The organism is Paenibacillus sp. FSL K6-2862 (assembly GCF_038005125.1).
Taxonomy (GTDB): Bacteria; Bacillota; Bacilli; order Paenibacillales; family Paenibacillaceae; genus Paenibacillus; species Paenibacillus illinoisensis_A.
Window position 1 is genome coordinate 5,429,550 of the sequence record NZ_JBBOSN010000001.1, and the last position, 25,194, is coordinate 5,454,743.

The window sequence follows — 25,194 nt, forward strand, 5'->3', positions numbered from 1 at the left end:
CTTCCTGAATGCGTGATGGGCTGCTCATGTTAGGGCTGAATTCGCACGTCGTTGAACAATGGGTACCCAAGCGAATCAAACTTGACTCCCTGAACGGATTTGGATGCTGCTACCGTATAAGGAAATACATAGATCGGTAGAATAACTGCCTGATCAATCAGAAATTGCTGAATCTCGTTATAGATCTTCACGCGTTTTTCGGGATCCGTTTCCACCGCTCCCTGTTCCAGCAGCTCGTCGATCTTCGGATCGGACAACCCGGACAACGTCGGACGCTCCCCTTCTGCGCTTGTATGATAGAAGGCGTATAGGGCATTCGGATCGGAATTGACCTGGCTGTTGCCATACAGATCATAGTCCCAGTTCTGATAAATGACAGTGGCAATGTCTTTTGTAATTTCAACTTCAACGGCGATGCCAACCTGTTTCAGCTGCTGCTGAATGATGGCGGCGATATCATTGCGCTTCTCCCGGTTTGGGGAACCATCCACATAACGCAGCGTCAGTTTCTGGCCATCCTTTTCACGTATGCCATCCGAACCCTTCACCCAGCCCTGCTCATCCAGCAGCTGATTGGCTTTGTTGATGTCCGGGTTGATGCTTCCTTCAAGCGAGGCATCGTAACCCAAAATGCCAGGAGACAATGCAGACCAAGCCCGTTCGTAGTTGCCCAGATACAACGTTTTGACGATAGATTCCACATCTACGGCGGATTGTACCGCCTGTCTGACCTTCACATCATCCCAAGGGGCTTTGCGCAGATTGAAGAAGAGAGTATACGGCAGTCCCACCGTATTGGCCTGCAGCAATTGCTGGTTCGGGTCATTCTTCAGAGCCGCAACATTTTGCGGTGGAACGGTCTCTGCAGCGAGTACCTGACTGCTCTGTACGCTTCCGATCCGTGTCGCTTCCTCTGGTACAATTTTGAACGTGATCGTATCCAGATGAGGTGCGGCTTTGTTTTCAACCGTCTCTGGGCCCCAGTTGTAATCCTTGTTTTTGGCGACGACGATATCCGCATTTTCATCCCATTTCACGAAGGTATACGGCCCGGTGCCCACCGGATTTTTGCCCAGTTGATCGCCATATTTCTTGGCAGCTGTAGGTGACACGATACCCAGCAGAGCCTGGCTTAAGTTGCCCAGGAAGGCCTGTGAAGGTGTTTCCAGATTCACCTTGATGGTGTATTCATCAACGACCTCGGAAGATTGATAGGGTCTGATCAGCGCAAGGGAATTGGCAGCTTTGGTGGCAGGATCGATGACGCGATCCAGATTGTATTTCACGGCTTCTGCGTTAAACGGCGTGCCATCGTGGAACTTCACGTCTTCACGCAGCTTGAACGTGTAACTCTTGCCATCCTCTGATACGCTCCATTCCGTGGCGAGCCATGGTTTAATGGAACCGTCAGGCAGCTGCACCACCAGATTGTCGTAAATGGTCCGGATGGCACGTACCGTAACAGCAAGCCCGCTCCGGTGAGGGTCCAGCGTATCCGGTGAAGTCGCAAGAGCGAACGTCAGATTCCCGCCCTCCGCTTCATTGGCCTGCCCACCACCTGATGCCTGAGCCGCACCGCTGGAGCTGCCGCCCGCTCCGCAACCGGACAATACCAGTACCAATACTGCTGCCAGTGCCAACAATTTCATCCAAGCGATAGACCTGTTCATATCTTTTCCCCCTCTGTGTATACAGGTGTCATTTTTATTTTATATATATCCTATGAGATAAGTCGGTTTTAAAACACGGAAGTGCTGCAATTAAGAATTCATATGGCCGTAGCGCTCATCTCACGTGCAGTTCATCTTATGCCTGCTGCACTTGCTCCCGGGCAGCCGTATAGCGATTCACCGGAATCTGCACACCGAGATTGCCACGGAGGGTATCGTGCTCGTACTCCGTACGATAAATGCCGCGCTCCTGCAGAATCGGAACGACCAGTTCCACGAAATCAGACAGACCACTTGGCAATTCCGAATGGATAATGAACCCGTCAGCGGCCTCTGCTTCGAACCACTCCTGTATTTTGTCAGCTACCTGTTCCGGTGTACCCAGGAATTTGCTCTTCGGCGTAGCCGCACGCAATGCCACTTCGCGCAGCGTCAATCCCTGCTCTTTGGCATCCTTCTTGATTTTATCCGTGCCGCTGCGGAAGCTGTTGCTGCCAATGCCGTTCAGTTCAGGGAACGGTTCATCCAGCGCATATTGGGAGAAGTCATGGTGCTCGAAGAAGCGTCCCAGATAATCCAGCGCTTTGTCGATCGTAACGAGGCTGGCAATCTCCTCGTATTTACGTTCGGCTTCTTCTTCCGTCCGTCCTACAATCGGACTGATGCCTGGCAGAATGACAATATCCTGAGAGGAACGTCCATAGGAAGCGGCACGCGTTTTGACATCCTTGTAAAAAGCCTGTGCATCCTCGATCGTATCATGTCCTGTAAACACCGCATCGGCTTCTTTCGCTGCAAGGGTCTTGCCATCATCGGAGGAGCCTGCCTGGAAGATCACCGGCTGACCTTGGCGTGAACGGGCAATGTTCAGTGGTCCCTGTACGGAGAAGAACTCCCCTTCGTGATTGAGTGTATGCAGTTTGGATGAATCGAAGAAAACACCGCTCTCTTTGTCTCGAACAAACGCATCATCTTCCCATGAATCCCACAGACCTTTGGTTACCTGCAAATATTCTGTTGCAATTCGGTATCGCTCTGGATGGGTAGGGTGATTGCTTTTACTATAGTTTTTGGCTGATCCTTCAAGCGGGGAGGTAACTACGTTCCAGCCTGCGCGGCCGTCGCTGATCAGATCAAGCGAACCAAACTGTCTGGCAACCGTAAACGGATCGCTGTAGGACGTGGAGAGCGTTCCTACCAGACCAATCCGCGAAGTGACGGCTGCCAAGGCGGACAACAGGCTGATCGGTTCAAACCGATTCAGGAAGTGGGGAATGGATTTTTCGGTGATGTACAGACCATCGGCAATAAAAACGAGATCAAACTTACCTTCTTCCGCTTTCAGCGTCTGGCGCTTATAGAACTCAAAATTCACACTCGCATCCGGTTGAACCTCCGGGTGTCTCCATGTGGTCATGCTGCCTCCGACACCGTGAACAATGGCTCCAAATTTCAAACTGCGTTTTGCCGTCATATACATTCCGCCTTCCCTCATATTGGATTTAGGATGATACATCAGGATCCAAGACACGACATTTACATTTTCGAAACTCAAAAGTAACTATTCCTATGAGTTTGGTCAGTTTTATAATTTCACAAATCTTATCACTGCCCTGTGAAAGGGTCAACGGGGTGACTAATAGAACTTTTCTATATATAAATCAGAGATCTGTATAAGACAGGTCATTCGTACGCTCCCGGCTACAATCCACTGTCCCAGCAGCTTTCTATAGCCGGAAACGACGAATTTAATCCGATAGTGCAAAGGACGATTAGACCGCAGCTGCCTCATCCGGATGGGCCAAAAGCGCGGCAAGCTTCTCCAAATCCGGTTCCAGCAAAGCCTCAAACTTGCCTTCCCCTCCAACTTCAATCACAGGAACATGCCGAATGCCGTATTTCGCTTCAAGCACATCCCTCAGCACATCATTGCCTTCCACTTCAATGTTCTCAAAAGGCTGATTCCGGGACGTCAAAAACGCTTTTACCTCTCCACAGAAATGACAGCCTGTTTTGCTCCATAGCACTACTTTTTTGGGTGATGTAGACATCGATAACCCTCCTGATTGTATTCAAGGATAAGATCGAGGCACGCCTCAGACCTTTAATTCCTACCTGTTAAATAAGAATTATGGCTATAAATGTACTCTTCGTACCCTCAAGCGTCAATGGAGCTGCTAATAGAATAAACCTATAGCAGCATAGAAAGATTAAATTTTATTTTTTTGATAAAGCGATTACATCCATCCGTCTCTGCTTGCTTCTTTGACCAGAGTAAGGACTTTCCGGGCCATCCCGGCATAAAAATCAACCTCATCCGGACTTTGATCGATAGCCCATCTAAGCGTATCAAAGGTCTTCAAGATCATGACATGTCTCATCTGATCCAGCTCATACTCATTCAGCCCGTAACTCTCTATAAAGGCTTCTAATTCAACCCTATTGGGTCCTTCTCCATGGATCTGGCATCGTATCATATGTATGATATCGCCATACGGAACCACAGTGACTTCAGCATTTCCCCAATCCAATAGTGCAACCTGACCTGCCAAATCAACCATCGTGTTCTTCAATGAGAGATCACCATGACACAGGCCAAAACGGAACGTTTCCATTTTCAAACGCTCGAACCATTGTCTTATCCTTTTCGATTCTGCTTTAGTTAGTACACCCAGCTCAATTAAAGGGTCATGCTCCGTCAAGCTATTGATATTGTACTGTACGTATCCCTCCCAGCTGCCATCTGATCCCGCATGCGGAGGGGAATAAAATGTACTCGAGACAGGGTCCATCCGTTCTCCGAAACCTGCCACCGGAATGGTATGAATCCGTTTTGCGTACTCGCCGAGTTTTCTCCAGATTTCAATTGTGTTAATCGTTGCATCCCGTCCGTTATCTCCCTGGACAACCGTTTGAATCATATAGGCTGTTTCATCCATTATTCCAACGGATAACGTCTCTGGACCTGGAACCCCAACGGCTGCTGCTTGCTCAAGGCACCATCGTTCCTTCATAAAGATCGGATATTGGTCTTTATCGTTCATGCGCACGATAATATTATGCTGCTCCGTCTCGACTACACAAACCTGATTGACGAAACCCTTCCCAACAATCTGATGTGCTGCCTTGACTTTTTCCTGCAAAAAATGACTGGCTATTCGTTCGGCCAGTACGATGCTTTCATTCTTCATCATGCACCATCCTCATATCGCAGACTTAAGTTAGCTCTGCGATGATTCAATATGGTCATAGTGTAAAATGAAATCGCTTACTTTTCAATCATCCATAAACATAAGATTGCCATGTATGTAACGCTTGGAAAGCCTGGATGCGAAATGAAATGGAGCCGTGTGCTGCACATTACATCTCGCATCATGCCGAACCGGTTCACAGCGAGCCTCATCTTTACAGATCTTCGTTTAAGAGCTGCGGCGGTGCAATGATGGGCAAACCTTCCTGAATTGCATGCAGCTGTTCCGGAGACACGCTCAATACATGACCGGAATGTACGCCCCATCGTTCTGCTGCATACACCGTTGCGAACTTTCTTCTTCTGCCCTCGCTGATCTGATACCGAACCTCCGGCGCATCAGCTGCCGCAAGAATACAGCCTTCCGTCCAACCCGTGTCCGAGTCATGAATCGATGAAACATGCACATGTCTCACTTCAAGCGGCCAGCCCCGGATTTCACTTGCTGACACTACAGCATCTCCGGCAGGGATCCCCAGCAGATCCAGTTTGGCTACCTGAACGGGGGATATGCCGCGAGGTACGGGAATATTCAGCTTGCGGCGCAGTCCTCCCGCCAGACGGTATACATCGCCTTTCGCATCGGACACGAAGCAGCCTTCCGGATAAAAGTCGCAGCTGCGTCTTGTCTTCATTACTCCGTCCTGACTGCCCTTCGTGGACAATTGCTGGCGCGGGTTGGCTTTGCCCAAATGGGCGGAATCCGGCGCTGCCGATGAATTCTCCTGTTCCATATGGTGTGCCAGCTGCAATGTCTTCGCGACCAGAGCGTGAGGATCTCCCCACTTCCTGGAATGAAACTGTTCGTTCCCCTTGTTCACAGCAGTAAAATCCGGTTCATCCAGCGCTTTCATGCTGACGCTGCCAAAGTGATGGATGAAGGCATCTCCTGCGACCGCAAGCTTATATCCTGCCAGCTTCACCCGAATCATCCAGTCATCATCTTCGAAGTTGCCTACCGCATATCCTTCATCCAGATATCCCACCCGCTCCAGCAGCTCTCGTGAGAACAGCCAGCAAAATCCGACAAGCCGTTCGGTTACCCGGTGTTTACCAGGGTCAGGCCGGTTGTGTCTGGCGGCAAAGGACCACATATCCTGCACCTCGGAATACGGAACATCGATCTGCTGATCGCCTCCTATATAGTTGGTGACTGGGCCGACCAGGCCAATCTCCGGATCACTGTCCAGGCAGGTCATCATGTTATCAAGCCAGCCTGGCGTGACCAGCGTATCGTTATTCAGCACCACGATATGACGACCTCTTGCCATCATCAGTCCCTGATTGACACCACCGGCAAATCCGCGATTGACATCCAGTGCAGCCACTCTCACCATGCCGCCTTTACGCAGCATCGCTTCTGCCGTACCGTCCTTCGAACCATTATCCACTACAATGATTTCGTAGGGAGCAGGCGTATGTTTCTCGATACTGGATACACATTTAAGTGCATATTCCCGCTGATTATAGGTCGGAATAATGATGCTGACCCCTTCAAATAATAATCCAAATGAACTCTGACCCTGTCTTACCCCTTCATCGTATCCCCTGCTGTACCCTTGTTTGTACAGTTTGACAGCTCGGGCCCCCCGCTTGCCTTTCCCTCTGTGTCCCGACTTCCGCACAGTGCTCTTTCCAGCGGAATGCAGAACTACTTTGGCGGGTCCGGGGCCCCGATGCTTGGATATGATACCTGGTTTGCTCATGTTGCTTCCCCCATTTCCCCTCGTCCGGATGCGTCGCGTCAACCATCCGCCAGACTCCATTAGAGATGAAGCTCTCCTGTAACCAATTTATCAGCCAAATGCCCAAAATCCAGAGCAACCCTGCCAAGTTCACCGGCAATTCGCCGACACAGGATTACGGCCGGAACTCCTGCAGCAACCAGAGCAATATCGAAGGAATGCGCTGCCGTTTCCTGCACCACCCTGGGCACATCCATAACCCCGGCAACGGAACCAATCATGCCCGTCACATGGATTCCGTGACTGAGAAGCAGTGCACCGAGCCCGCTTGCCTGACTGCCAATCACCAGCACGCGGCGGCCTTGTAGGATAGGCAGCAGCAGCCCCGCATGATGCAGACTGTAGTTGATTGTGGAACTGGTCAGCTTCAACCGGGACCAGTCAATCCCGAAGTGGCGCATCACCGGAAATAACAAGCCTTGAAACGTGGGCGCCCGCGAGATCGGAACGCCTACCCAATCCGCACCCTGTATCGCTTCGGCCAGCGCAGCCCGAATCTCGGGAACGGAGCGCGGGACCCCTGCGTAAGGCAGGAACGGTGCCAGCTCCTGCACCTGCTCGCCGGGCAGCACCGTATCGGCTGCCAGCGTCAGCAGTTCGCCATCTCCGAGGCGAACGACCGACAAGGGGCGCTGTGCATCCAGCGCCCCCCGGATCTGGTCAGCCACCTCGTGGGGGCTGGCCAGACGGGTGAGGCTGGGCGCATATTGGCGGAAACCCGCCGCGATCAGATCTGCCGCCGCTACGGCAGGCAGAATGTGGTCCGGCGGGATGTGCTGCGCCACCAGCGCCTCCCCGCCCGCGAATACGCCGTCGCGGTAGCCCTCGGCGTAGCCGCCGGGTGCGCCTGCCGGCTCTGCAGGCGGCAGGGTCTTGGCGCTGCCCGCAGAGCCGGCAGCAGAAGCGCCAGCTTGCCCCGCGGGGGCGACACCACCGTGCGGGTGGTGTGTCGCCCGGAGCGGGGCCGTGCCCGCACCGCGGGCAGGCACCGCCTTCGGCGTGCTGGCTTGCGGTGCGGGCACCGGCGCACGGCGCGCAGCCGGGCGCGGCGCCCGCCGGGATGCTGCGCGGCGGCGGCCGTGAGCGGCGGCATGCCCGCGCCTGCCAGCGGAGCGGCGGCGTGCAGCGGCCTTCCTGCCGGCAGGCTTACGCGGCACAGCAGTACGTGCGCCCGCCGGGGCCCGCGCAGTGCGATGCCCGGGCTTGACGGCAGCCCGCCGGGTTCCGGCCTCTGGGGTTCCCGTCACCATCAGAACGCCTTGCCCTTGAAATGCTGCCGGGCGAGTACCTTGCGGCTTACCTGTCGCCCTTGCTTCCGTGTGCCCGGTCCGTTTCGCTACTCTCATGGCATTCCCTCCCTTGACATGCACGGGAGCGCCGCTGCACAAAGCGCCGGAGCCTCCTTCCAGCTCCGGCGCAGGTTACTCGGGTCCCATCGGGCACCGCACAGCGGCAGCATCAGGCGCATGATCTTATGGCAGTTGTCCCTTCATGCGGACTGCAGCTTCCTGCAGCGATTCGAAGGTACCTGCATCGCTCCAGTATTCTTGCAAGATGTCATACTCCAGGCCTCCAGCAGAGGCATAGTGGTTATTGACATCCGTAATTTCAAGCTCCCCGCGTGCAGAAGGCGTAATGCCATCAATCAGATGGAATACATGGTCATCGTACATGTAAATCCCCGTTACGCAGTACGAGGTTTTCGGCTGGCTTGGTTTCTCCTCAATGTACGATATGCGCTCCGGATGGTTCGCGTCAAAGACAGGGACACCGTAACGTCTGGCATCATCGACCTCTTTCAGCAGCACACGTGCTGTTCCCGCAGGCTGCTGCACATAACGATCAACATAAGGTTTCAGATCATCACTGAACAGATTGTCACCCAGCAGTACGACAAACTTTTCGCCAGGAAGAATAAAGGATTTTGCCAGATCAAGTGCTTCAGCAATGCCTCCCGCCTGCTCCTGAATTCGGTAGGTCAACCGAACTCCAAGCTCGGCTCCGCCGCCCAGATACTCCGTATACAGTCCCGCTGAATGTTTGCCCATTACAATCAAAATATCCTCAATACCCGCCTGACGGAGTCTGTCGATGCCATACACAATCATCGGATGTTTACCGACCGGAAGCAGATGTTTGTTAATCAGCCGCGTCAGAGGATACAGCCGTGTTCCCGTTCCTCCAGCTAGAATTACACCTTTCATTCCACATTCCCTCCCTCATCGGATGTCTCAATATATTCAAGTGGATCGACATGCCATTTATGGATAAATATCGAGCGATTACGTTCCAGCAATTGCTTCCATGCTGCCGGGTCCGTCTTCTGAAAACTCGCGCTGCCGCGATGATGTACAAGTACATCTCTGCATACAAGGAGTCGATACCCTTGCATGCGAGCCCGGTAGCAATAATCATCATCCTCATAATGTCCAGGCGAATAGGCTTCGTCAAGCAAGCCGATGGACGCCAGGACCTCTCGCCGAAACAACATGCACAGTCCTACGATGCGGCTGACTTCCTTCCACCTGGTTGGGTCGGAGACATTGTTGGCTGCTGCTAATTGCTGGAACTGTTCCATGCTCCCAAAGTCCAGGTCAACCTGCTGAATCCCGCTTGCATAATTGGTTACCGGACCGGTGATTCCGATGTTTGCTTCACTGTAGAGTCCGAACCGAAGATTTTCGAGCCACCGCGGGGTCACCGTGACATCGTTGTTGAGCAGCAGCAGCTCATCACCGCAAGCCGCACGCAGCCCGGCATTACAGGCTGCTGGGAAACCCCGGTTCTCCGGTAAGCGAACAAATCGGACTCGCTCACGGGCACAATAGGCTGCCGTACCATCGACGGAACCGTTATCCACTACCACAATCTCGTAAGGTGTGCCTGCTCCGGTATACTCCCGAATGGCATCAATACACGGCTTCAGCAGGTCCAGTCCGTTATACGTTGGAATCACGATACTCGTCAGTGTCATCGGGCGTTCCTCCTGTAAGCCACTTCGGCTCGGGATAACATCCGCGAATCCGGCCCATGCTCTGCTGACGCCATCCAGGCTGCAATCGCCTCCAGGTGGTCCCCAATGATCAATCCCGCGACTTCGTTACCACTGCCTGTATTCGTGGTACGCAGACGATTGGAGCGAATCACGTCCACCTGGTGAGGTGCCGTTACACTTAGACCGTGCCGGATCGCCATGGCTTGCGCCTTCGGTGGGACAGCCAGAGATTCAGGCATAACGGCCAGAACCATTTTGCGGGAAAGGGCATGCGGGACGGCAGTCAAGGAATTGGACCCCAGATCAGGTCTTCCGAGAGTACGGTTGAGATACGCCTTGATCCGGCTCACATCATCCTGCCGGGCAAATGGAGGAAGTAATGAATTCAGATCATTTAATGCCACATCGCTTCCCCGGTCCACTGCATACAGAAAAGGGGCCAGCTGTTCTGCCGGAAGCACCATGTCCCCATCTACAAAAAGAATCGCTTCCGCTTCGGTCATTTTCGCTCCAAGTGCGCGGCCTACATCATGTCCTGCCCGATCCGGTTCATACACAAGGGTTATACCGGACTCGGCCAGCACCAGATTCAGACTGTCGTCCGTTGTTCCATTCAACACAACAATGATGTCCATCAGCGGCAGCCGCTTTAACTGTGCCATTACTTTTCCGAGTGTCCGTTCTTCATTGCACGCACAGACAACGGCGGCAGCAGAATGATGAAGGGGGAGCGGGACGATATCCACTGGATATCCTGCACCCTGCACGTATCCTTGCATATATGCTTTCCCTGCCTGCATGGCAGCTTCATAGCTTCCGAAATTTCCCGAGATGGACTGCCAGTGCTCACGCCAGGCAAGACGTGCATGTTGGGCAGCCAACGCTCGATCTTCAGGTGCACTGCGTCCTGCTTGATGACCCGACTTCCACACTGCATTCAAACTGGGTTCTGGAGCCTTGGGTGCTCGACCCTTCGGTCGCCTTCTCCAGGGAATGTTCCGTCTGGAAGCCAGTTGTCTTTTCATCGTCCGACGATGACGGACAACTCTCGAACGTTCTTTCATCTTCTCACCTCGTCAGACAGCGAACACGCTGCAGGTCGGAATACCCTCCGCGTGGACCGAGTTCGTCGGTGATCCACCTGATCGCTGTCAGATGATCATTCAGCACCACTTGGCTAAGCGGATCTGGCCCGCTTCGCCGTTTCACCCGAACCGCATTCATTTTACCTACAGGTACATGATGAACGGCGCGTACCTCCAATCCACTCGACACGGCTTTGGCTAATGCAAGCGGAGGGACCTCCAGCGAAGGAACACCTATAACATCAAGTGCCTTGCGGCTTAACGCATGCGGAATGGCTGTCATTGAAGCTCCCTGCAGGTCCGGCCTGGCCAGGATGCTGTTCAGGACATGCTTGGCCTCCACCACTGGATGTACAGGATTTCGTTTAACCGGACCGTCATAATCGTTAAGCGCTACATCTGTCCCATCCAATATGGCCTGCACATAGGGAGCGAGCTGCTCTGCAGGTATGGGGATATCTGCATCGGTAAACAGGAGGATTCTTCCGCGAGCAGCCGCTGCCCCCATTCTTCTTCCTGCGTCGTGACCCAGAGCTTCCGTATACAAAAGCACTCTTGCACCTGCTGCCTGTGCCGCTGCTGCCGTGCCGTCCGTTGAGCCGTTAACAACGGCAATCACTTCGGAATCCCTGCAGATGCGAAGCGCCTGCCTAACAACTCTGCCAATCGTCTTTTCTTCATTCATTGCCGGTATAATCACCGAAAGCATGGGGTTGTTTGGATGGTTTCCCTCCCGCATTGGGGGGATGACGTATCTGGAGGTTCCCGTACCCTTCTTACTCACGGGTTTTACACGTCTTTTGTTCAACTGTTTCCTCTTTCGGCTCACCCGTTTGGCGGCTGAATGAACAGTACGACGACGCTGCTGCAATACTGTCACCTCCCACCCTCAAAAATACTCAACATGCCAAGGGAGTACACGTTATTCTATGTAATTAGGGAATAGTGGAAACGGCGTTTGTCCTTGATTTCCATAAGCTTCTGGCAGGAAAAGAGTTATTCAGCCTCACCTTCAGTTTACATATCCGTCAAAATAAAAATCGTACACCTCCTCCTTCACTTTTTTAGAGGACATTCTAATATAGGAACAAAAGCGGTGTCCCGGACAATTCCAGGAACCGCTTTTGTGCATGAACTTCGTGAATTGGCGTATCTTTTTAATTTGCAGGACCCGCTGCAATCCAGGACAACAAACCATAGGTGTGCTTGCATCCAGGTGTACGGAACACTTCCAATACCGCTTCATCCTCACTCTGGGACAGCAGTGATACCTGGAATCCGCGATCATTACTCATTCCTACAATCACATAATGTTCGGATGCAAAAGATTGCTCAAATGCTACCGTTACCTCAACGCATTCTTCATCTTCAGGCAGGATAAAAGCTTCCATGCCGAACTGCTGAACGACCGGCTGACGACTGACACTGCGAACCGGCTGGAATGACAGGTGTTCAGGCCCAACTGCTCCATGCTGCAGCTGGCTGCTTCCAACAGCACCTTCACTCAGATGCTCCTGTTTAACCGCCTGCTCACTCAGCTCAAACTCCGTAATTTTATCGATCTCCTGCGGAAGTTCAGGTACTGGCTGCAGTACCTGTGGCTGAACTGCATCAGCTGTCGTCAAGGAATCCACCAATGTTTCTCCAGCATCATTGGTCAGTAATGGCTGTTCCTGTACTTGTTGGTCTGTTACTTGTTGTTCCAGCTCTTGACTCGGAGTCTGTAACGTCGGAGTTCCCCCCAGATCAGCACTCGGCAGTTCCGTTAGGATGGCAGACTGTGATGGCTGTACAGCCTCATCTTCTCCCTGAAGCAGCGCTTCCTGACGTTTGATCGCTGCCAGCTTCTCCAGCGTTTCTCCACTAAACTGTCGAATTGCATTCCAGATCTCTTCGCTCAAGTGCGCCGGGCCTACAATGCCCGCGTTCAAGTGATTGGAAGTGATACTCTGTTCAGCCAGTTTGCTGGCAGTTACGGTGCCGTCAGCCAATTTGGCACTCGTGACGGACCCATTTTGCAGGTGAATCCCACTGACCAATTCTTCTTCCAAATGAGCTGTTCGGATACTGCGTTCTTGAATGTGATCACCCAGGATGGTTCCATCCTGAATATGCCGGGATTGCACACTTTTGTCTGTCAGGTGGACAGCGGATACTGCACCTTCAAGCAATTTGTTGCTATTTACACTGCCATCGGCGAGTTTCGCACTTGTGATGGAACCATTATGCAGATGAATCGCACTTACCGATTCCGCCTTCAGATGGGAAATTCCAATGCTGCGTTCCTGAATATGATCGCCATGAATGGCTTTCACCTGAATATGCCGGGATTGCACACTGCCATTCGCAATATGGACATCGGATACGGCATTTTCCAGCAATTTGCTGCTGCTTACGCTGCCATCAGCCAGTTTGGTACTCGTTACCGACCCATCCTGCAGATGATCCGCACTTACGGCTTCCCCTTCCAAGTGAACCGTGCCGATGCTGTTCTCCTGGATATGGCCAGCCAGGATGGCTCCTTCCTGAATGTGGCGGGATTGCACGCTTTCCGATGCAAGATGAACTCCCGTTATAGTATCTTCAAGTATTTTGCTGCTGCTCACACTGCCATCGGCCAGTTTGGCACTCGTGACGGACCCATTTTGCAGATGTACCGCACTTACCGCTTCCTCTTCCAAATGGTTTGTGCCGATGCTGCGCTCCTGGATGTGATCTGCATGGATGGCACCTGCCTCAATATGCCCGGATTGCACACTATCATCTGCAATGTGAATTCCGGATATTGTTCCATCCAGCAGCTTGCTGCCGCTCACGCTGTTGTCGGCCAGTTTGGCACTGGTTACAGATCCATTTTGCAAATGAATCGCACTCACCGACTCCTCTTCCAGATGAGTTGTGCCGATGCTGCACTCTTGAATATGGCCAGCATGGATTGCACCATCTTGGATATGCCGGGATTGCACACTATCATCTGCAATGTGAATATCGGATACGGCTCCCTCAAGCAGCTTGCTCCCGTTTACACTGCCGTCGGCCAGTTTGGCGCTGATTACAGATCCATTTTGCAAATGAATCGCACTTACCGCTTCCTCTTCCAGATGAGGTGTGCCGATGCTGCGCTCCTGAATATGGTCAGCAAGGATTGCTCCTTCCTGAATATGACGGGATTGCACACTTTCGGAGGTGATATGAATACCGGATACCGCACCTTCGAGCAGCTTACTTCCACTCACACTGCCGTCGGCCAATTTGGTACTCGTTACAGATCCATTTTGCAGGTGAATTGCACTTACCGCATCTTCTTCCAGGTGAACTGTACCGATGCTCCGCTCCTGAATATGATCGGCATGGATCGCATCTGCCTGTATATGCTCAGATTGCACACTTTCCGTTGCGATATGAGCTGCGGATATCGTTCCTTCGAGCAATTTGCTTCCGCTGATGCTGCCTTCCGCCAGCTTCGCACTCGTTACCGACCCATCTTGCAAATGAACCGCACTTACCGACTCCTCTTCCAGATGAGCTTCGCCAATACTGCCCTCTTGAATATGATTCGCGAGGATGGCTCCCTCCTGGATATGACGGGACTGCACACTTTCGTCTCCAATATGGGCAGCCTCAATCGTTCCTGCGGCCAATTTGCTGCCATCCACACTGCCACTTGCCAGCTTGGAGCCTGTTACTGCTCCATCCTGCAGTATAATTGTACTTACTGCTTCTTCCTCCAGGTGAGTTGTTCCGATGCTGCGTTCATGGATATGATGCGGAAGTATTTCACCATCTTGAATATGGCGGGAATGTACTGCGCCCTGCTGCAGGTGAACCGCACTTGTCGACTCTGCCTGAAGGTGCAGCCCACTGATCAAGCCGGGCTGAAGGTGAGCCGCTGTGATGGATAAAGGTGCCAGATGGTCTGTTTCAACAGACCCCGGAGCCAGGTGATGAGAGGTGATGACCTGTTCAGCAATATGCTCGGCATGAATAATGTCTGGCTTCAGATGCTGTGAGTTTACGACATGATGATCCAGATGGTCCGACTTCACACTGCCATCTGCCAGATGTTCCGTTTGCACAACGGAAGCCTGCAGATGCTTACTGCTTATGGCACCCTCTTGTAATTCTGTCCCTGATACTGAGTCTGCTGTTAAGTGGTCTGCAGTTACGGACCCATGGCGCAGTTTGTTGCCTGTGATGCTGCCATCGGCGAATAATTCCGGTGAACGTATTTCCTCCGATAAATGTTCCAGTGATACAGCATGCTGCTTCAGATGATAACCACGTATGGTTCCGGCAGGGATATGCTTGGCGTTAATGCTTTCTGCCATGATCTTGGAAGAAGTCACACTGCCGTCTGCCAGTTTGGCTGATGTGACAGCAAAATCCGCCAGTTTATCCGTAGCAACACTCTCTGGTGAGAGCTTGGGGGAGGTGACCGAATGATCTGTCAGATGCGGCGGGAAAATGGACCCTCCAGCAAGCTGAGCCGAAGTTATGCTGCCAGGAGCCAATTTGTCCGTTGTAACTGCCGCACGTGCAATGGCATCCGTTTCAACACTACCCGGCTGAAGGTGAGGGACACCTACGGCATGTTCCGTCAGATGCTCCGATTTCACGGCATATGGTCTCAGGGCCTCAGACCCCACACTTCCTGGAGCCAGATGTGTACCCGTAACACCACCATTTGCAAGATGTGAGGATGCGACACTTCCCGGAGCGAGCGCTCTGCTGCTAACCGATGCTGTTCCCAGTTTTTCGGATGTCACACTTCCATCCGCAAGCTTCACGTCTGTTACTGCAGCATCCTGTAGTTCAAACGTACCCACCGCAGCCTCAGCCAAATGCCGCTCGGATACTACACCATCTGCAAGAGCTTCTCCGGACACACTTCCGGTAGACAGGTGAGGTGCCTCAATGCTTCCACTTGCAATATGAATCGAGTGAATCGCAGCATTATCCACATGTACCGGTGTAATTCCCCGATTGACAATATGTTCCGCGCGAATGGAGCCTTTGGCAAGATGTTTGCCCTGTACCGCTTCATCCGCAATTTTGGAAGCAATGACACTCTGGTCTGAGATCTTGGAAGCGGTAATGGATTGCTCCAATAATTTTGCCGTTCCAACCGATTGGTCTGCCAGTTTACTGCTGGTTACGGCTCCCTCTGCTAAGTGATCACTACCGACTTCCCCTTTGCCCAGTTGATCCTTGCCCACCGCCTGAGCACGAATCTGGTTTGAACCGATGGAACCATCCAGCAAATGTTTTCCACTAAGTGATCCCTCAGCCAAATGTCTGGTTTGTATGGATCCATCCTCGATCTGATCACTCCCAATGCTGCCAATCGATAATTGCGAACGACCGACCGCTCCTTCTGCCAGATGTGTTTGTTTCACTGCTCCGTCCTGAATATGGTGAGACTCGATGGATTTATCTTCGATCTTGCTGCCTGTGACAGCACCTTCACGAATTTTGGAAGTGGTCACTGCATCGTCAGCCAATTTGGACGTATGCACAGCGCCTCCCGTGAGATGCCTTGTATCTACGCCGCTAATCGCAATCTTATCTCCGGTTACGGCGTGATTTTTGATTAAATCCTCCGTAACCAGCATGCGGCTTAGATGTCTTGTGCCGATGGAACCATCGGCAATTTTGGCCGAATCGATGACCTGATTGCCGAGCTTCTGCGATGTAATGCTGCCGTCTTTGATTTTCTCGCCTGCAATGGACGCATTGCGTATTTTGTGACCGGACACAGAGCCATCAATCAGGTGTTCTTCCGATACCGAAGCCTCTGCAAGTTTGGCGGAGACGATCGCCCCATCTGCAATGTGAATGCTGGTCACCGCATAATCCTGCAATGCTTCACTGCCGACTGCACCCGGTTTCAGCTTGGAGTCATCCACAGAGAACGGGGCCAGTTTGCTCTCCGTAACTGCAAAATCACTCAGATCATCCGTGTAGATATAGTGACCGGTATGGCCCGGCATCTGGTTCTGGTTCAGAATCTCCAAGCGGTCTCTACCTGTGGTTTCCTGCTGGATGATGTTTTGCTCTTCCAGAGCAAGCGAAGCCACACTACTTACTTGAGCCTGAATCTGCTTTTCTGGGCTATCTTGCGTCTGGACATCCTCGCTATCCAATGCTGCAGGTTCCGGATCATTCGTTTCGGCTGCGATAACCAGGTCTTCCAGCTCGTTCGTAGAGGCAGGGAGTTCCGTTGATTCGTCTAAGAATTCTCCGGGTGCCTGATTCGCTCTCGAATCCGGTTTATTGATATTCAAGCGCTCTTCCCTATTCTGGGTTTGACCTGAATTCATGGTGCCTGCACGCCGTTCGGTCAGTTCCAGTTCCTTAAATTTGGGGCTCACATGCCGCAGTTTCGGCGTAGGAACCTTCTTATTGCCTTTTTTACTCATGCAGCTTGCTCCTTCCTCTAACGTTCATCTCCGGCATCATATGCTCTGGTATGGGCATCTGCCACTTCATATCACGACTTTTGAAGGTAAGATTGGATTGGATGAGCGGGTCAAACTGCAAAAGATGAACCTGTCCATGGTGAAATAGGCTGTGCCCGGCTATAGATGTAAGGCGGCTGTCCACGCCCCTACTGGAAAAATGTCATACGATACTTCATAAGCCTTCCGTATACATCCGTAAAACGGCTTACAATGCAATGCGCTTTATTTATTCTCACCCATACCTGGGTTCAATGGATGTGTGGAGCTATGAATAACACGCCGGTGCATGAAGGTGCATCATCATTCCGGTCTGCGTGATTGTGATGTCCCATCATGCGTTGACAGACCGGCATTCCATATATGGAGGATCCATGTCGCGATAATATTGAAGGAGGAACGGTCATGCCCCCAGAAACGATCGGCATCATGTTCGATTCACGCATGTACCGGGGGATACCGGCCGGAAGGACCGGTCAGGAATCGCTCGCGAATTATGAGCAGGCAGCGGCCTGTTATGGATTAACGCCTTGCTTTTTGCGGCTTGAAGATGTGGATTCGGAGATGAAGACCTGTTTGGCATATGTCAAACAGGATGGCGTTTACGTTCGTCAAAAAATGCCTCTGCCTCCCGTTATCCATAATCGGGCTCTCCAGCTTCGCCGAGCAGATCAGCATCAGGTGACCAAGCTGCTGCTGCAGGGCATACAGGTATTTAACGTTCGGAATCGGTATCGCAAGGATCATATTCATGACATGCTGCACCAGGATCCTGCACTGAAGAAACATCTCCCTTATGCGGCCAAAGCTACGCCGGAGTCTCTGGCTTATATGATGGAACATTATAATGACTTGATTATCAAACCGTGCAGCGGCAGTATCGGACACGGTATCATGCGTTTGTATAAACGAGACGGGGACTGGAAATTGACGTGCCAGACCAGGGCTTCCCGCAAAGGATGGGCAACCTTTCGGCTCAGTAGGGGACAACTGCCCTCCGCTACCTTAAGACGTATTTTTCGCCATGCATATCTCATTGAGGAACGGATTCCACTGGTTCGTAACGAAGGAAGACCCGTAGATCTGCGTGTATCTGTACAGCGGGGAATTGACGGTCTATGGGGCATCACGGGCATGTTTGCCAAGGCAGCACCAACCCACACCTTTGTCACCAACATTGCTCAAGGGGGCAAGGTGATGACCTTGGCAGAAGCTTTGGATGAAGAAGAGCTGGGACTCAGCATTCCAGAGCTCGAAGCCCGGATCAGTTCAGTTGGACTCCGAATCGCACGCACACTGGCTTCCAGTCTTCCGCATCTTGCCGACCTGGGTCTTGATCTGGGGATTGCCAGAAACGGACAGATTTACTTCATAGAATGTAATGGACGGGACCAGCGCTACGGTTTTCGCAAGGCGGGAATGCCCGAGCACTGGAAGGCCAGCTACCGTGAGCCCATGGCATATGGACGTCTGCTGATGGAGCAAAATTCGCAGATTCCACGTCAGCCACAAACCTACCGTAAGTACCCATATTGATTTCGCTGGCATTCTGTGTCAATATTATGCAGAACGGCCGGTCCTGCCGGCCTTGAAGTTCGCACTAACCCTAAGGGGGATATTCATGGCAAAAACGCTGTTGCGGTTAATGACCGAGCTTTCTTCTCGCAAATGGATCTCCCGGACCGTGGGAGCCTTCTCCAAGAGCAGGGGAAGCAAGGCATTTATCCCTTATTTTGTCCGGACCTACAACATCCCTGTTCAGGAAGCCGAGAAAGACTGGAAGGAATATCGTTCTTTGAATGATTTCTTCACCCGCAAATTAAAGCCGGGCATGCGCCCGCTGGATCTTTCGGAACATGCACTCATCAGCCCCGTCGATGCCAAAATCACGGCAGCCGGGCCGGTATCTGCAGGCACACTCCTGAATGTTAAGGGACAAAATTATACACTTGCTGAATTATTAAACCACTCACCACATCTGGAGAAGTACAAGCACGGTTATGCATTCGTCCTGTACCTCAGCCCTCGTGACTATCACCGGATCCATGCTCCCGTTAGCGGGCACAGAATCGAAAGTGAGCATATCAAGGGAAAGGTTTACCCTGTAAATGATTTTGGTCTGACTCATATGAAGTCGGTGCTAAGTCGAAACGAACGTCTGATTACGTATATCGGTCATGCTTATGGAGAAGTCGCTGTCGTCAAAGTCGGCGCCATGAACGTAAGCAGCATTCAGTACGCGGATACGGCAGCAACTACTTGGGCACAAGGGGATGACCTGGCTTATTTTGAATTCGGTTCCACTGTGGTACTGCTGACGCAGAGCGGCACATTTGAACCTGATCCCAGCCTCCAGCCGGGTGATTCCGTCAAAATGGGTACACTGCTTGGCCGCCTGAAGCCAAATCGCTGAATACTCCAGATCCAAATAAAGAGGATGGCGCAAGACCTGATTGCAGGTGCTTGCGCCATCCTCTTTAGGTTTGAAACATGATCGTTCCACGGTAGTCACTGGAGATTCCTTATATACATTCAATACGAAACATCGCTCCGTATGTATGGGTCCTCTGACTTTTCTTCAAAACCACACGTCCTGCAGTTCCTCCGCCGGTTTGAAGCGACGCAGACGGTTCCGGAAAATATTGCATCCCTTCATAGAGCATCCCCGGTTGCGGATCCGCCGTTTTCCGTTCATCACAAGTTCCCCCTTTATTTTCGTCTGGAATGCTACTTACTTACCCCTGGCCTCCAGACTTGAAACGTTACCCTGATCTCAGGCATCGTACCTAACGAATCTCGGAAGGACTTTTGCCGGTGTATTGCTTGAACTGACGACTGAAGAAAAAGATATCCCGATACCCGAGGGCATCCGCGACCTCGGTTACATTCATGCCCGTATGCACCAGCAAATGTTCTGCGCGCTCAATGCGCATGCGAATAATATACGACTGGACAGAAGAGCCGATTAATTCCTTGAATTTGATGGAGAAGTATCGGGGCGACAAGCCCGCACGTGCAGCCAGATCCTCTACCCGATGGGTAATCCCCGGATGCTGGCGTACATAATTCGCCACTTCCTGAATGACATCCGACAATTGGTTGCTGACCCTTTTCTCCACAGGTGATTCCGTATCCGCACGCAGCAAATGAATCATCAGCTGTTTCAAAATAAGCCGACTCTCCTCGTCCCGCCCATATACATCGGATAGGAACAGTCTTACATACCGGGCCAGCAAATGTTCGAATTCCACCGTTTCCAGTACCTCACGATAAGACTGGGGAACATCATTCACAGGTATATCTACATCAAAATGAATATACGTAAGTACCAACGGTTTTTGCTTATTATGTGTTGCAGTAGGATGGTCACCTGGTCTGAACAGGAAACAGCTGCCCTTGCCGACCTCATACGACCGATCATTCAGCACAACGGTCCCTTCCCCACTCCATACATAAAATAAGTCATAGTTTTGCATCGGTTTTTCCCGCTTCTGCCACTTCCATCCCGGTTCGCAGACAATTTTGGCGACGGCGGGCAAAATAACAAAAGATGACGGCGATGCCTGCAGCATGTCGCCACTCCCCCTTGAAAGTTAATCTCTCCGCATGTTGCATCATCATTGAATTCCAATCGCTTATAGATCGCTTACGGTTAACAGACCTTAGAATTAGAAAACTATCCTTTCGGTTCAGCCTGTCCCTAAACTCAGCACGTTTCCTGGAATCTGATGCAAAGTGCTTGTATGTGATTTCTGCTCCTCCCGGAGTGAAATGTCTTCATCCATTATACAGCGAATTTCAGTGAAACGAAAATGTACTCTTCTCCCATGCCAGCCGCAGTCTTCTGATGCCTTCCGTGATCTCCTCTTTCTCCAGATGGGCAAAGCCAAAACAAACAGCTGGAGGACCGGGGATCAGTTGATAACGCTCGGCATCCCGAAATAACACACCTTCTTCCTTTGCTATCGTTTTGAATTTCAGAAAGCCGTCCGGACTGCCATTCCAGGTCGCGTAGATGTGAAGCCCTGCATCTCCTGGCTGCATGGTGAATGCCTCTGGTAACTGATGAACCATCTCCTGGACAAAAAAAGCATGCCGTTCCCCGTATAGCCGGGTTAACCGTCTCAAATGCCGCAGATATCCGCCCCTGCTCATGAATTTGGCCAAGGCTCGCTGTTCCAATAACGCAGGGGGTACCGGCTCATATAGGGCTTTCGCTGCAAGGAGTGGCTGCACCAGACCTGGTGGCAGGACCGCATAGCCCAGCCGAAAGGAAGCAATCATGGTCTGTGAGAATGATCCGACATAGATCACCCTCTGCTCGCGATCCAATACTTTAAGCGGTTCAATCGGTCTGCCCCCCCAGCGAAATTCACTGTCGTAGTCGTCTTCAATAATGACGGCGTTGCGCTTGGAGGCCCAGGCTAGCAGCGTTTTGCGTCTATCCAGTCCTAACACCGCCCCAGTCGGGAACTGCCGGGTTGGGGTAACGAACAGCGTCTGGGCGTTCCAATCTTCGGGGATGATGCCCTGCGAATCTACAGCTGCCGGGACAGCTCTACCTCCACAGGCGTTCACCGCATGCGCGATTCCCTGGTACCCCGGATTTTCCAATATGACCTGTGCCCCTTCCGGGATCAGCAGCTGTGCCAGCAATGTGATGCCTTGCATCGAACCACTGAACAGTACAATCTGGGATGCATCCGCCTGAATCCCCCGTGTCCATCTTAGATGTGAAGCGATGGCCTCACGCAGTTCAGGGTCTCCTGCTGCACCACTTTGCTCCCGCCAATCACTTCGGTGTACAGCGGCGAGTGCGCTTTTCCATTCCGATGTGGGGAAGTGGCCTGCAGGCATGCGATGGACATGAAAATCGATGATATGGCGATCCTGAACAGAGACAGATTCCGTTCTTTTTTGGGTATCCAGTCTGCTCACGCGTTCTCCCCATGGAGAGAGCTGAATGACTGCTTCCTGTTCCCCTTGTGCCTCTATCCTAAATGCGCCTTTAACGAATGTACCTCTGCCCCGATGTGCCTCTACGTAACCATCCGCGAGCAGCATGTCATATACCTGTGCCACAGATCCGCGTGACATGTCATACTGGCTCGCGAGTTCTCGCGTGGAAGGAAGACGTGTCCCTTCCACGAGTGTTCCCGCATGAATGGCATCGCGCAAAGCATGATACAGTGCTGTGTATTTATAACGATGCTGGTGCTCATAGGAATCCAAGGGCAGCCACAGTTCCATGACTCTCGCTCCCCTTTCTTTCATATTTTCAAACCATATGGCGGTGCCTCTTACTCCAAGTTCATTGTATTCCCCATCTTTCACCTCAGTAATTGGCCTATAAAAATGAATGTAAATTGGATCTATTTTTATGTCAATGCATGTTTTATCGTTAGAGCAACATTTAGAATGCCATTCAAGTTCAGATGAATCACAACCAAGGGGGAAGACTATATGAGACGCAAAGAATTTACAGTGGATGAAGAGAAAGAAATTACTGCATTTCTGGATCAGTGCTCCTTCGGATTTCTGGGAACCGTCAGTCCGGATGGACAACCAAGGGTAACACCACTCAATTTCGTATATATGGACGGATGCTTCTACTTCCATGGCAGTCTTGCCGGGGAGAAAATGAAACAGATCAAGCATGATTCCTCGGTCAGCTTTACGGTGGCTGAAGAGTTTTCCCTGATCCCCTCCTATTTCAGTGATCCCGAACTGGCTTGTCCCGCAACCTCCTTTTTCAAAAGTGTCATGGCATCCGGTCAGGCAGAGCCTGTTCAGGATCTGGAAATCAAGGGCAAGGTGCTGCAGCGGTTTATGGAGAAACTTCAGCCGCAGGGTGGATATATCCCCATTGATGCTGTCGATTACCGGTATACGGGTAGATTAAAGGCTGTTGCTGTCGTTCGAATCGTGCCGGAACATCTCAGTGCCAAGTTCAAATTCGGACAGAATCTCTCCACCGAACGTTTCGAGCATATCAGCGGGCAGCTGGAACAGCGCAATGAGGGAAGAGATGCCGAAACAGCCGAAATGATGCGGAAATATTGTCCTTTTCATCAGCAATAAACAGTATTTTCCTGCCACACCATAGGGAACAACGTGCCTAAATTTCGCCTTTTGACCTCCTGCAACAACGCGGTGAAGTGATATAACTGTCATATTGCGTAATTTCCGTGACGGGGGGATGTCAAGGTGATATAATGTTAGGCAGTTGAATCCCAAAGACTTGGAAGGATGAAAAGAATGAATCCACTGGCTGAACAGTTGAACGAAAGTATTCAGGCAGGCAGCAGTCACGTCTACTCCATGCTGTCGCAGCTCGGCAAAGAGATCTATTTCCCAAAAGAAGGTATCCTGAGTCAGTCTGCTGAAGCAGCAAGCCTGGCCAAGACCTATAATGCTACGATTGGTATTGCTCTGGAGGGCGGTGTGCCGATGCATCTTCCCGTTATTCAGGAGAAGCTGTCTGCATTCCAACCGAAGGACCTCTATCCTTACGCTCCGCCTGCGGGTAAGCCTGAACTGCGGACGGTATGGAGAGACAAGATGCTGAAGGAGACCCCTTCACTTGAAGGCAAAACGTTTGGTAACCCTATTGTTACCAATGCATTGACTCATGGACTCAGTATTGTAGCCGACCTCTTCGTTGAAGAAGGGGACGCTGTTATATATCCGGATAAAAACTGGGAAAATTACGAGCTGACTTTCGGAATTCGTCGACATGGCCAGCTGGTTCATTATCCCCTGTTCGATGACCAACTGAACTTTAATAGTCAAGGACTGCTTGAAGCATTGCTTGCACAGAAGGGCAAAGGCAAAGCCATTGTGCTGCTCAACTTCCCGAACAATCCAACAGGCTACACACCTGGAGGCCAAGAAGCCGATGCAATTGTGGACACCATCCGTCAGGCTGCGGAAGCAGGCGTAGATGTGATTGCCGTCACAGACGATGCCTACTTCGGTCTGTTCTTCGAGGATTCCATTCACGAATCATTGTTTGGCAAATTGGCCAACATTCATCCACGCGTGCTCACTGTCAAAGTGGATGGTGCAACGAAGGAAGAGTTCGTATGGGGCTTCCGCGTTGGTTTCATCACTTATGGGCATGAAAATGCTGCGGTTCTGCATGCGCTGGAGCAAAAAACGCTTGGCATTATCCGGGCAACCATCTCCAGTGGTCCGCATCCATCACAGACATTTGTCCTGGATGCACTGAAAGCACCAGAATTCGAAGCGCAGAAACAGGAGAAGTTTGAGATCATGAAAGGCCGTGCGAACAAGGTGAAAGCCATTCTCGATAGCGGCAAATACGGCGATGTCTGGGATTACTATCCATTCAACTCCGGTTACTTCATGTGTCTGAAGCTAAAAGACGTTGATGCAGAAACACTTCGTTCCCACTTGCTGCACAAGTACGGTGTAGGTACCATTGCACTGGGTGAAGCTGATCTGCGCATCGCCTTCTCCTGTATTGAAGAGTCCGGACTGGAAGATCTGTTTGATACCATCTACCGTGGCATCACCGATCTGAAGCAGGACTGATTCCAGCCAGGCTTCGCTCTTGTAAAAATGAATAACTCAGGACGTGCCTAGGCTTCTGGGCAAGTCCTGTAATATAAACAGCCCTCTATCCATTGACGGTTACACTACGTCCCATAGAGGGCTGTTTGGCATGTTTTCTTTTCAGCGGCAGAAGCTCTGCTTCACCTGTAATATTTATTTCTAAATGATTCCGGGCAGTGGCCCAATCAGCAGAAACCCAGGGCACATAGTATACGGTGTACGCAAGGGCGTGCCAAACACCACTCGAAAGGGGAATGACCCATGTCTGGAGTTGAAGAAACAAGAGGCGGTTATGGATACGGTTATGGATGCGGCGGTTTCGGAGGATTTACAAATACAGGTGCGATTCTCGTCCTGTTCATCTTGCTCGTAATCATCACCAAATCATTCCTCTGTTAGTACCATCCTTCTCT

The 25,194-nt window shown here is 51.6% G+C and carries 19 protein-coding genes; 5 read left to right on the forward strand and 14 right to left on the reverse strand.

Annotation, left to right across the window (positions count from 1 at the left end; translation table 11 throughout):
* Positions 1-29: 29 nt before the first annotated feature.
* From MHB82_RS24555 to MHB82_RS24610, 12 genes are all read right to left on the reverse strand, one after another.
* A complete protein-coding gene (locus tag MHB82_RS24555) occupies positions 30-1,670 on the reverse strand; it encodes an ABC transporter substrate-binding protein (protein WP_341176089.1) in 1,641 nt (546 codons plus the stop codon).
* 136 nt (positions 1,671-1,806) lie between these two features.
* The gene (locus MHB82_RS24560) at positions 1,807-3,144 is read right to left on the reverse strand and encodes an LLM class flavin-dependent oxidoreductase (protein WP_341176090.1); all 1,338 of its coding nucleotides are present in this window, start codon (positions 3,142-3,144) and stop codon (positions 1,807-1,809) included.
* A 298-nt stretch (positions 3,145-3,442) separates the two neighbouring features.
* Positions 3,443-3,721 carry a glutaredoxin domain-containing protein gene (locus tag MHB82_RS24565; protein ID WP_183525119.1) on the reverse strand — a complete coding sequence of 93 codons (279 nt, stop codon included), beginning with the start codon at positions 3,719-3,721 and terminating at the stop codon, positions 3,443-3,445.
* Between the two features lie 186 nt (positions 3,722-3,907).
* Positions 3,908-4,861, reverse strand: coding sequence for a phosphotransferase family protein (locus MHB82_RS24570; RefSeq protein ID WP_341176091.1), 954 nt, complete (start codon positions 4,859-4,861; stop codon positions 3,908-3,910).
* 214 nt (positions 4,862-5,075) lie between these two features.
* Entirely contained in the window at positions 5,076-6,626 is a 1,551-nt protein-coding gene (locus MHB82_RS24575) for a glycosyltransferase family 2 protein (RefSeq protein ID WP_341176092.1), read from the reverse strand.
* A gap of 59 nt (positions 6,627-6,685) precedes the next feature.
* A complete protein-coding gene (locus tag MHB82_RS24580; RefSeq protein ID WP_341176093.1) occupies positions 6,686-8,011 on the reverse strand; it encodes a GT-D fold domain-containing protein in 1,326 nt (441 codons plus the stop codon).
* Positions 8,012-8,137: 126 nt separating this feature from the next.
* Positions 8,138-8,869, reverse strand: a complete 732-nt coding sequence (locus MHB82_RS24585; RefSeq protein ID WP_095361317.1) for a sugar phosphate nucleotidyltransferase — start codon at positions 8,867-8,869, stop codon at positions 8,138-8,140.
* The gene (locus MHB82_RS24590; protein WP_110757077.1) at positions 8,866-9,639 is read right to left on the reverse strand and encodes a glycosyltransferase family 2 protein; all 774 of its coding nucleotides are present in this window, start codon (positions 9,637-9,639) and stop codon (positions 8,866-8,868) included. Before MHB82_RS24590 ends, MHB82_RS24585 begins: the two co-directional genes overlap by 4 nt.
* Positions 9,636-10,724, reverse strand: coding sequence for a glycosyltransferase family A protein (locus MHB82_RS24595; RefSeq protein WP_341176094.1), 1,089 nt, complete (start codon positions 10,722-10,724; stop codon positions 9,636-9,638). The genes MHB82_RS24590 and MHB82_RS24595 overlap by 4 nt, the downstream gene beginning before the upstream one ends.
* A 4-nt stretch (positions 10,725-10,728) precedes the next feature.
* The gene (locus MHB82_RS24600; RefSeq protein ID WP_341176095.1) at positions 10,729-11,616 is read right to left on the reverse strand and encodes a glycosyltransferase family 2 protein; all 888 of its coding nucleotides are present in this window, start codon (positions 11,614-11,616) and stop codon (positions 10,729-10,731) included.
* A gap of 286 nt (positions 11,617-11,902) precedes the next feature.
* A complete protein-coding gene (locus MHB82_RS24605; protein ID WP_341176096.1) occupies positions 11,903-17,164 on the reverse strand; it encodes a WIAG-tail domain in 5,262 nt (1,753 codons plus the stop codon).
* Positions 17,157-17,285: a hypothetical protein gene (locus MHB82_RS24610; RefSeq protein ID WP_341176097.1), complete on the reverse strand. Its 129-nt coding sequence runs from the start codon at positions 17,283-17,285 to the stop codon at positions 17,157-17,159. The genes MHB82_RS24605 and MHB82_RS24610 overlap by 8 nt, the downstream gene beginning before the upstream one ends.
* Positions 17,286-17,608: 323 nt before the next feature.
* Between MHB82_RS24610 and MHB82_RS24615 the strand changes: the two genes are divergently transcribed.
* Both MHB82_RS24615 and asd read left to right on the forward strand, forming a co-directional pair.
* Positions 17,609-18,739, forward strand: a complete 1,131-nt coding sequence (locus tag MHB82_RS24615) for a YheC/YheD family endospore coat-associated protein (RefSeq protein WP_341176098.1) — start codon at positions 17,609-17,611, stop codon at positions 18,737-18,739.
* An 85-nt stretch (positions 18,740-18,824) separates the two neighbouring features.
* Positions 18,825-19,616 carry an archaetidylserine decarboxylase gene (gene asd, locus MHB82_RS24620; RefSeq protein WP_110757071.1) on the forward strand — a complete coding sequence of 264 codons (792 nt, stop codon included), beginning with the start codon at positions 18,825-18,827 and terminating at the stop codon, positions 19,614-19,616.
* A 373-nt stretch (positions 19,617-19,989) separates the two neighbouring features.
* On the opposite strand, the gene MHB82_RS24625 is transcribed toward asd, so the two are convergent.
* Positions 19,990-20,775, reverse strand: a complete 786-nt coding sequence (locus MHB82_RS24625; protein ID WP_095361311.1) for a helix-turn-helix domain-containing protein — start codon at positions 20,773-20,775, stop codon at positions 19,990-19,992.
* Between the two features lie 226 nt (positions 20,776-21,001).
* The gene (gene pdxR, locus MHB82_RS24630; RefSeq protein ID WP_341176099.1) at positions 21,002-22,453 is read right to left on the reverse strand and encodes a MocR-like pyridoxine biosynthesis transcription factor PdxR; all 1,452 of its coding nucleotides are present in this window, start codon (positions 22,451-22,453) and stop codon (positions 21,002-21,004) included.
* A 213-nt stretch (positions 22,454-22,666) separates the two neighbouring features.
* Here pdxR and MHB82_RS24635 point away from each other — a divergent pair, with 213 nt between their 5' ends.
* The 3 genes from MHB82_RS24635 to MHB82_RS24645 all read left to right on the forward strand — a co-directional run bounded on the left by MHB82_RS24635 (position 22,667) and on the right by MHB82_RS24645 (position 25,180).
* Positions 22,667-23,284 carry a pyridoxamine 5'-phosphate oxidase family protein gene (locus MHB82_RS24635; RefSeq protein ID WP_341176100.1) on the forward strand — a complete coding sequence of 206 codons (618 nt, stop codon included), beginning with the start codon at positions 22,667-22,669 and terminating at the stop codon, positions 23,282-23,284.
* A 177-nt stretch (positions 23,285-23,461) separates the two neighbouring features.
* Positions 23,462-24,760, forward strand: coding sequence for an aminotransferase class I/II-fold pyridoxal phosphate-dependent enzyme (locus tag MHB82_RS24640; RefSeq protein ID WP_095361308.1), 1,299 nt, complete (start codon positions 23,462-23,464; stop codon positions 24,758-24,760).
* Between the two features lie 282 nt (positions 24,761-25,042).
* Positions 25,043-25,180, forward strand: coding sequence for a hypothetical protein (locus tag MHB82_RS24645; protein WP_164764282.1), 138 nt, complete (start codon positions 25,043-25,045; stop codon positions 25,178-25,180).
* The last annotated feature ends 14 nt before the right edge of the window (positions 25,181-25,194 follow it).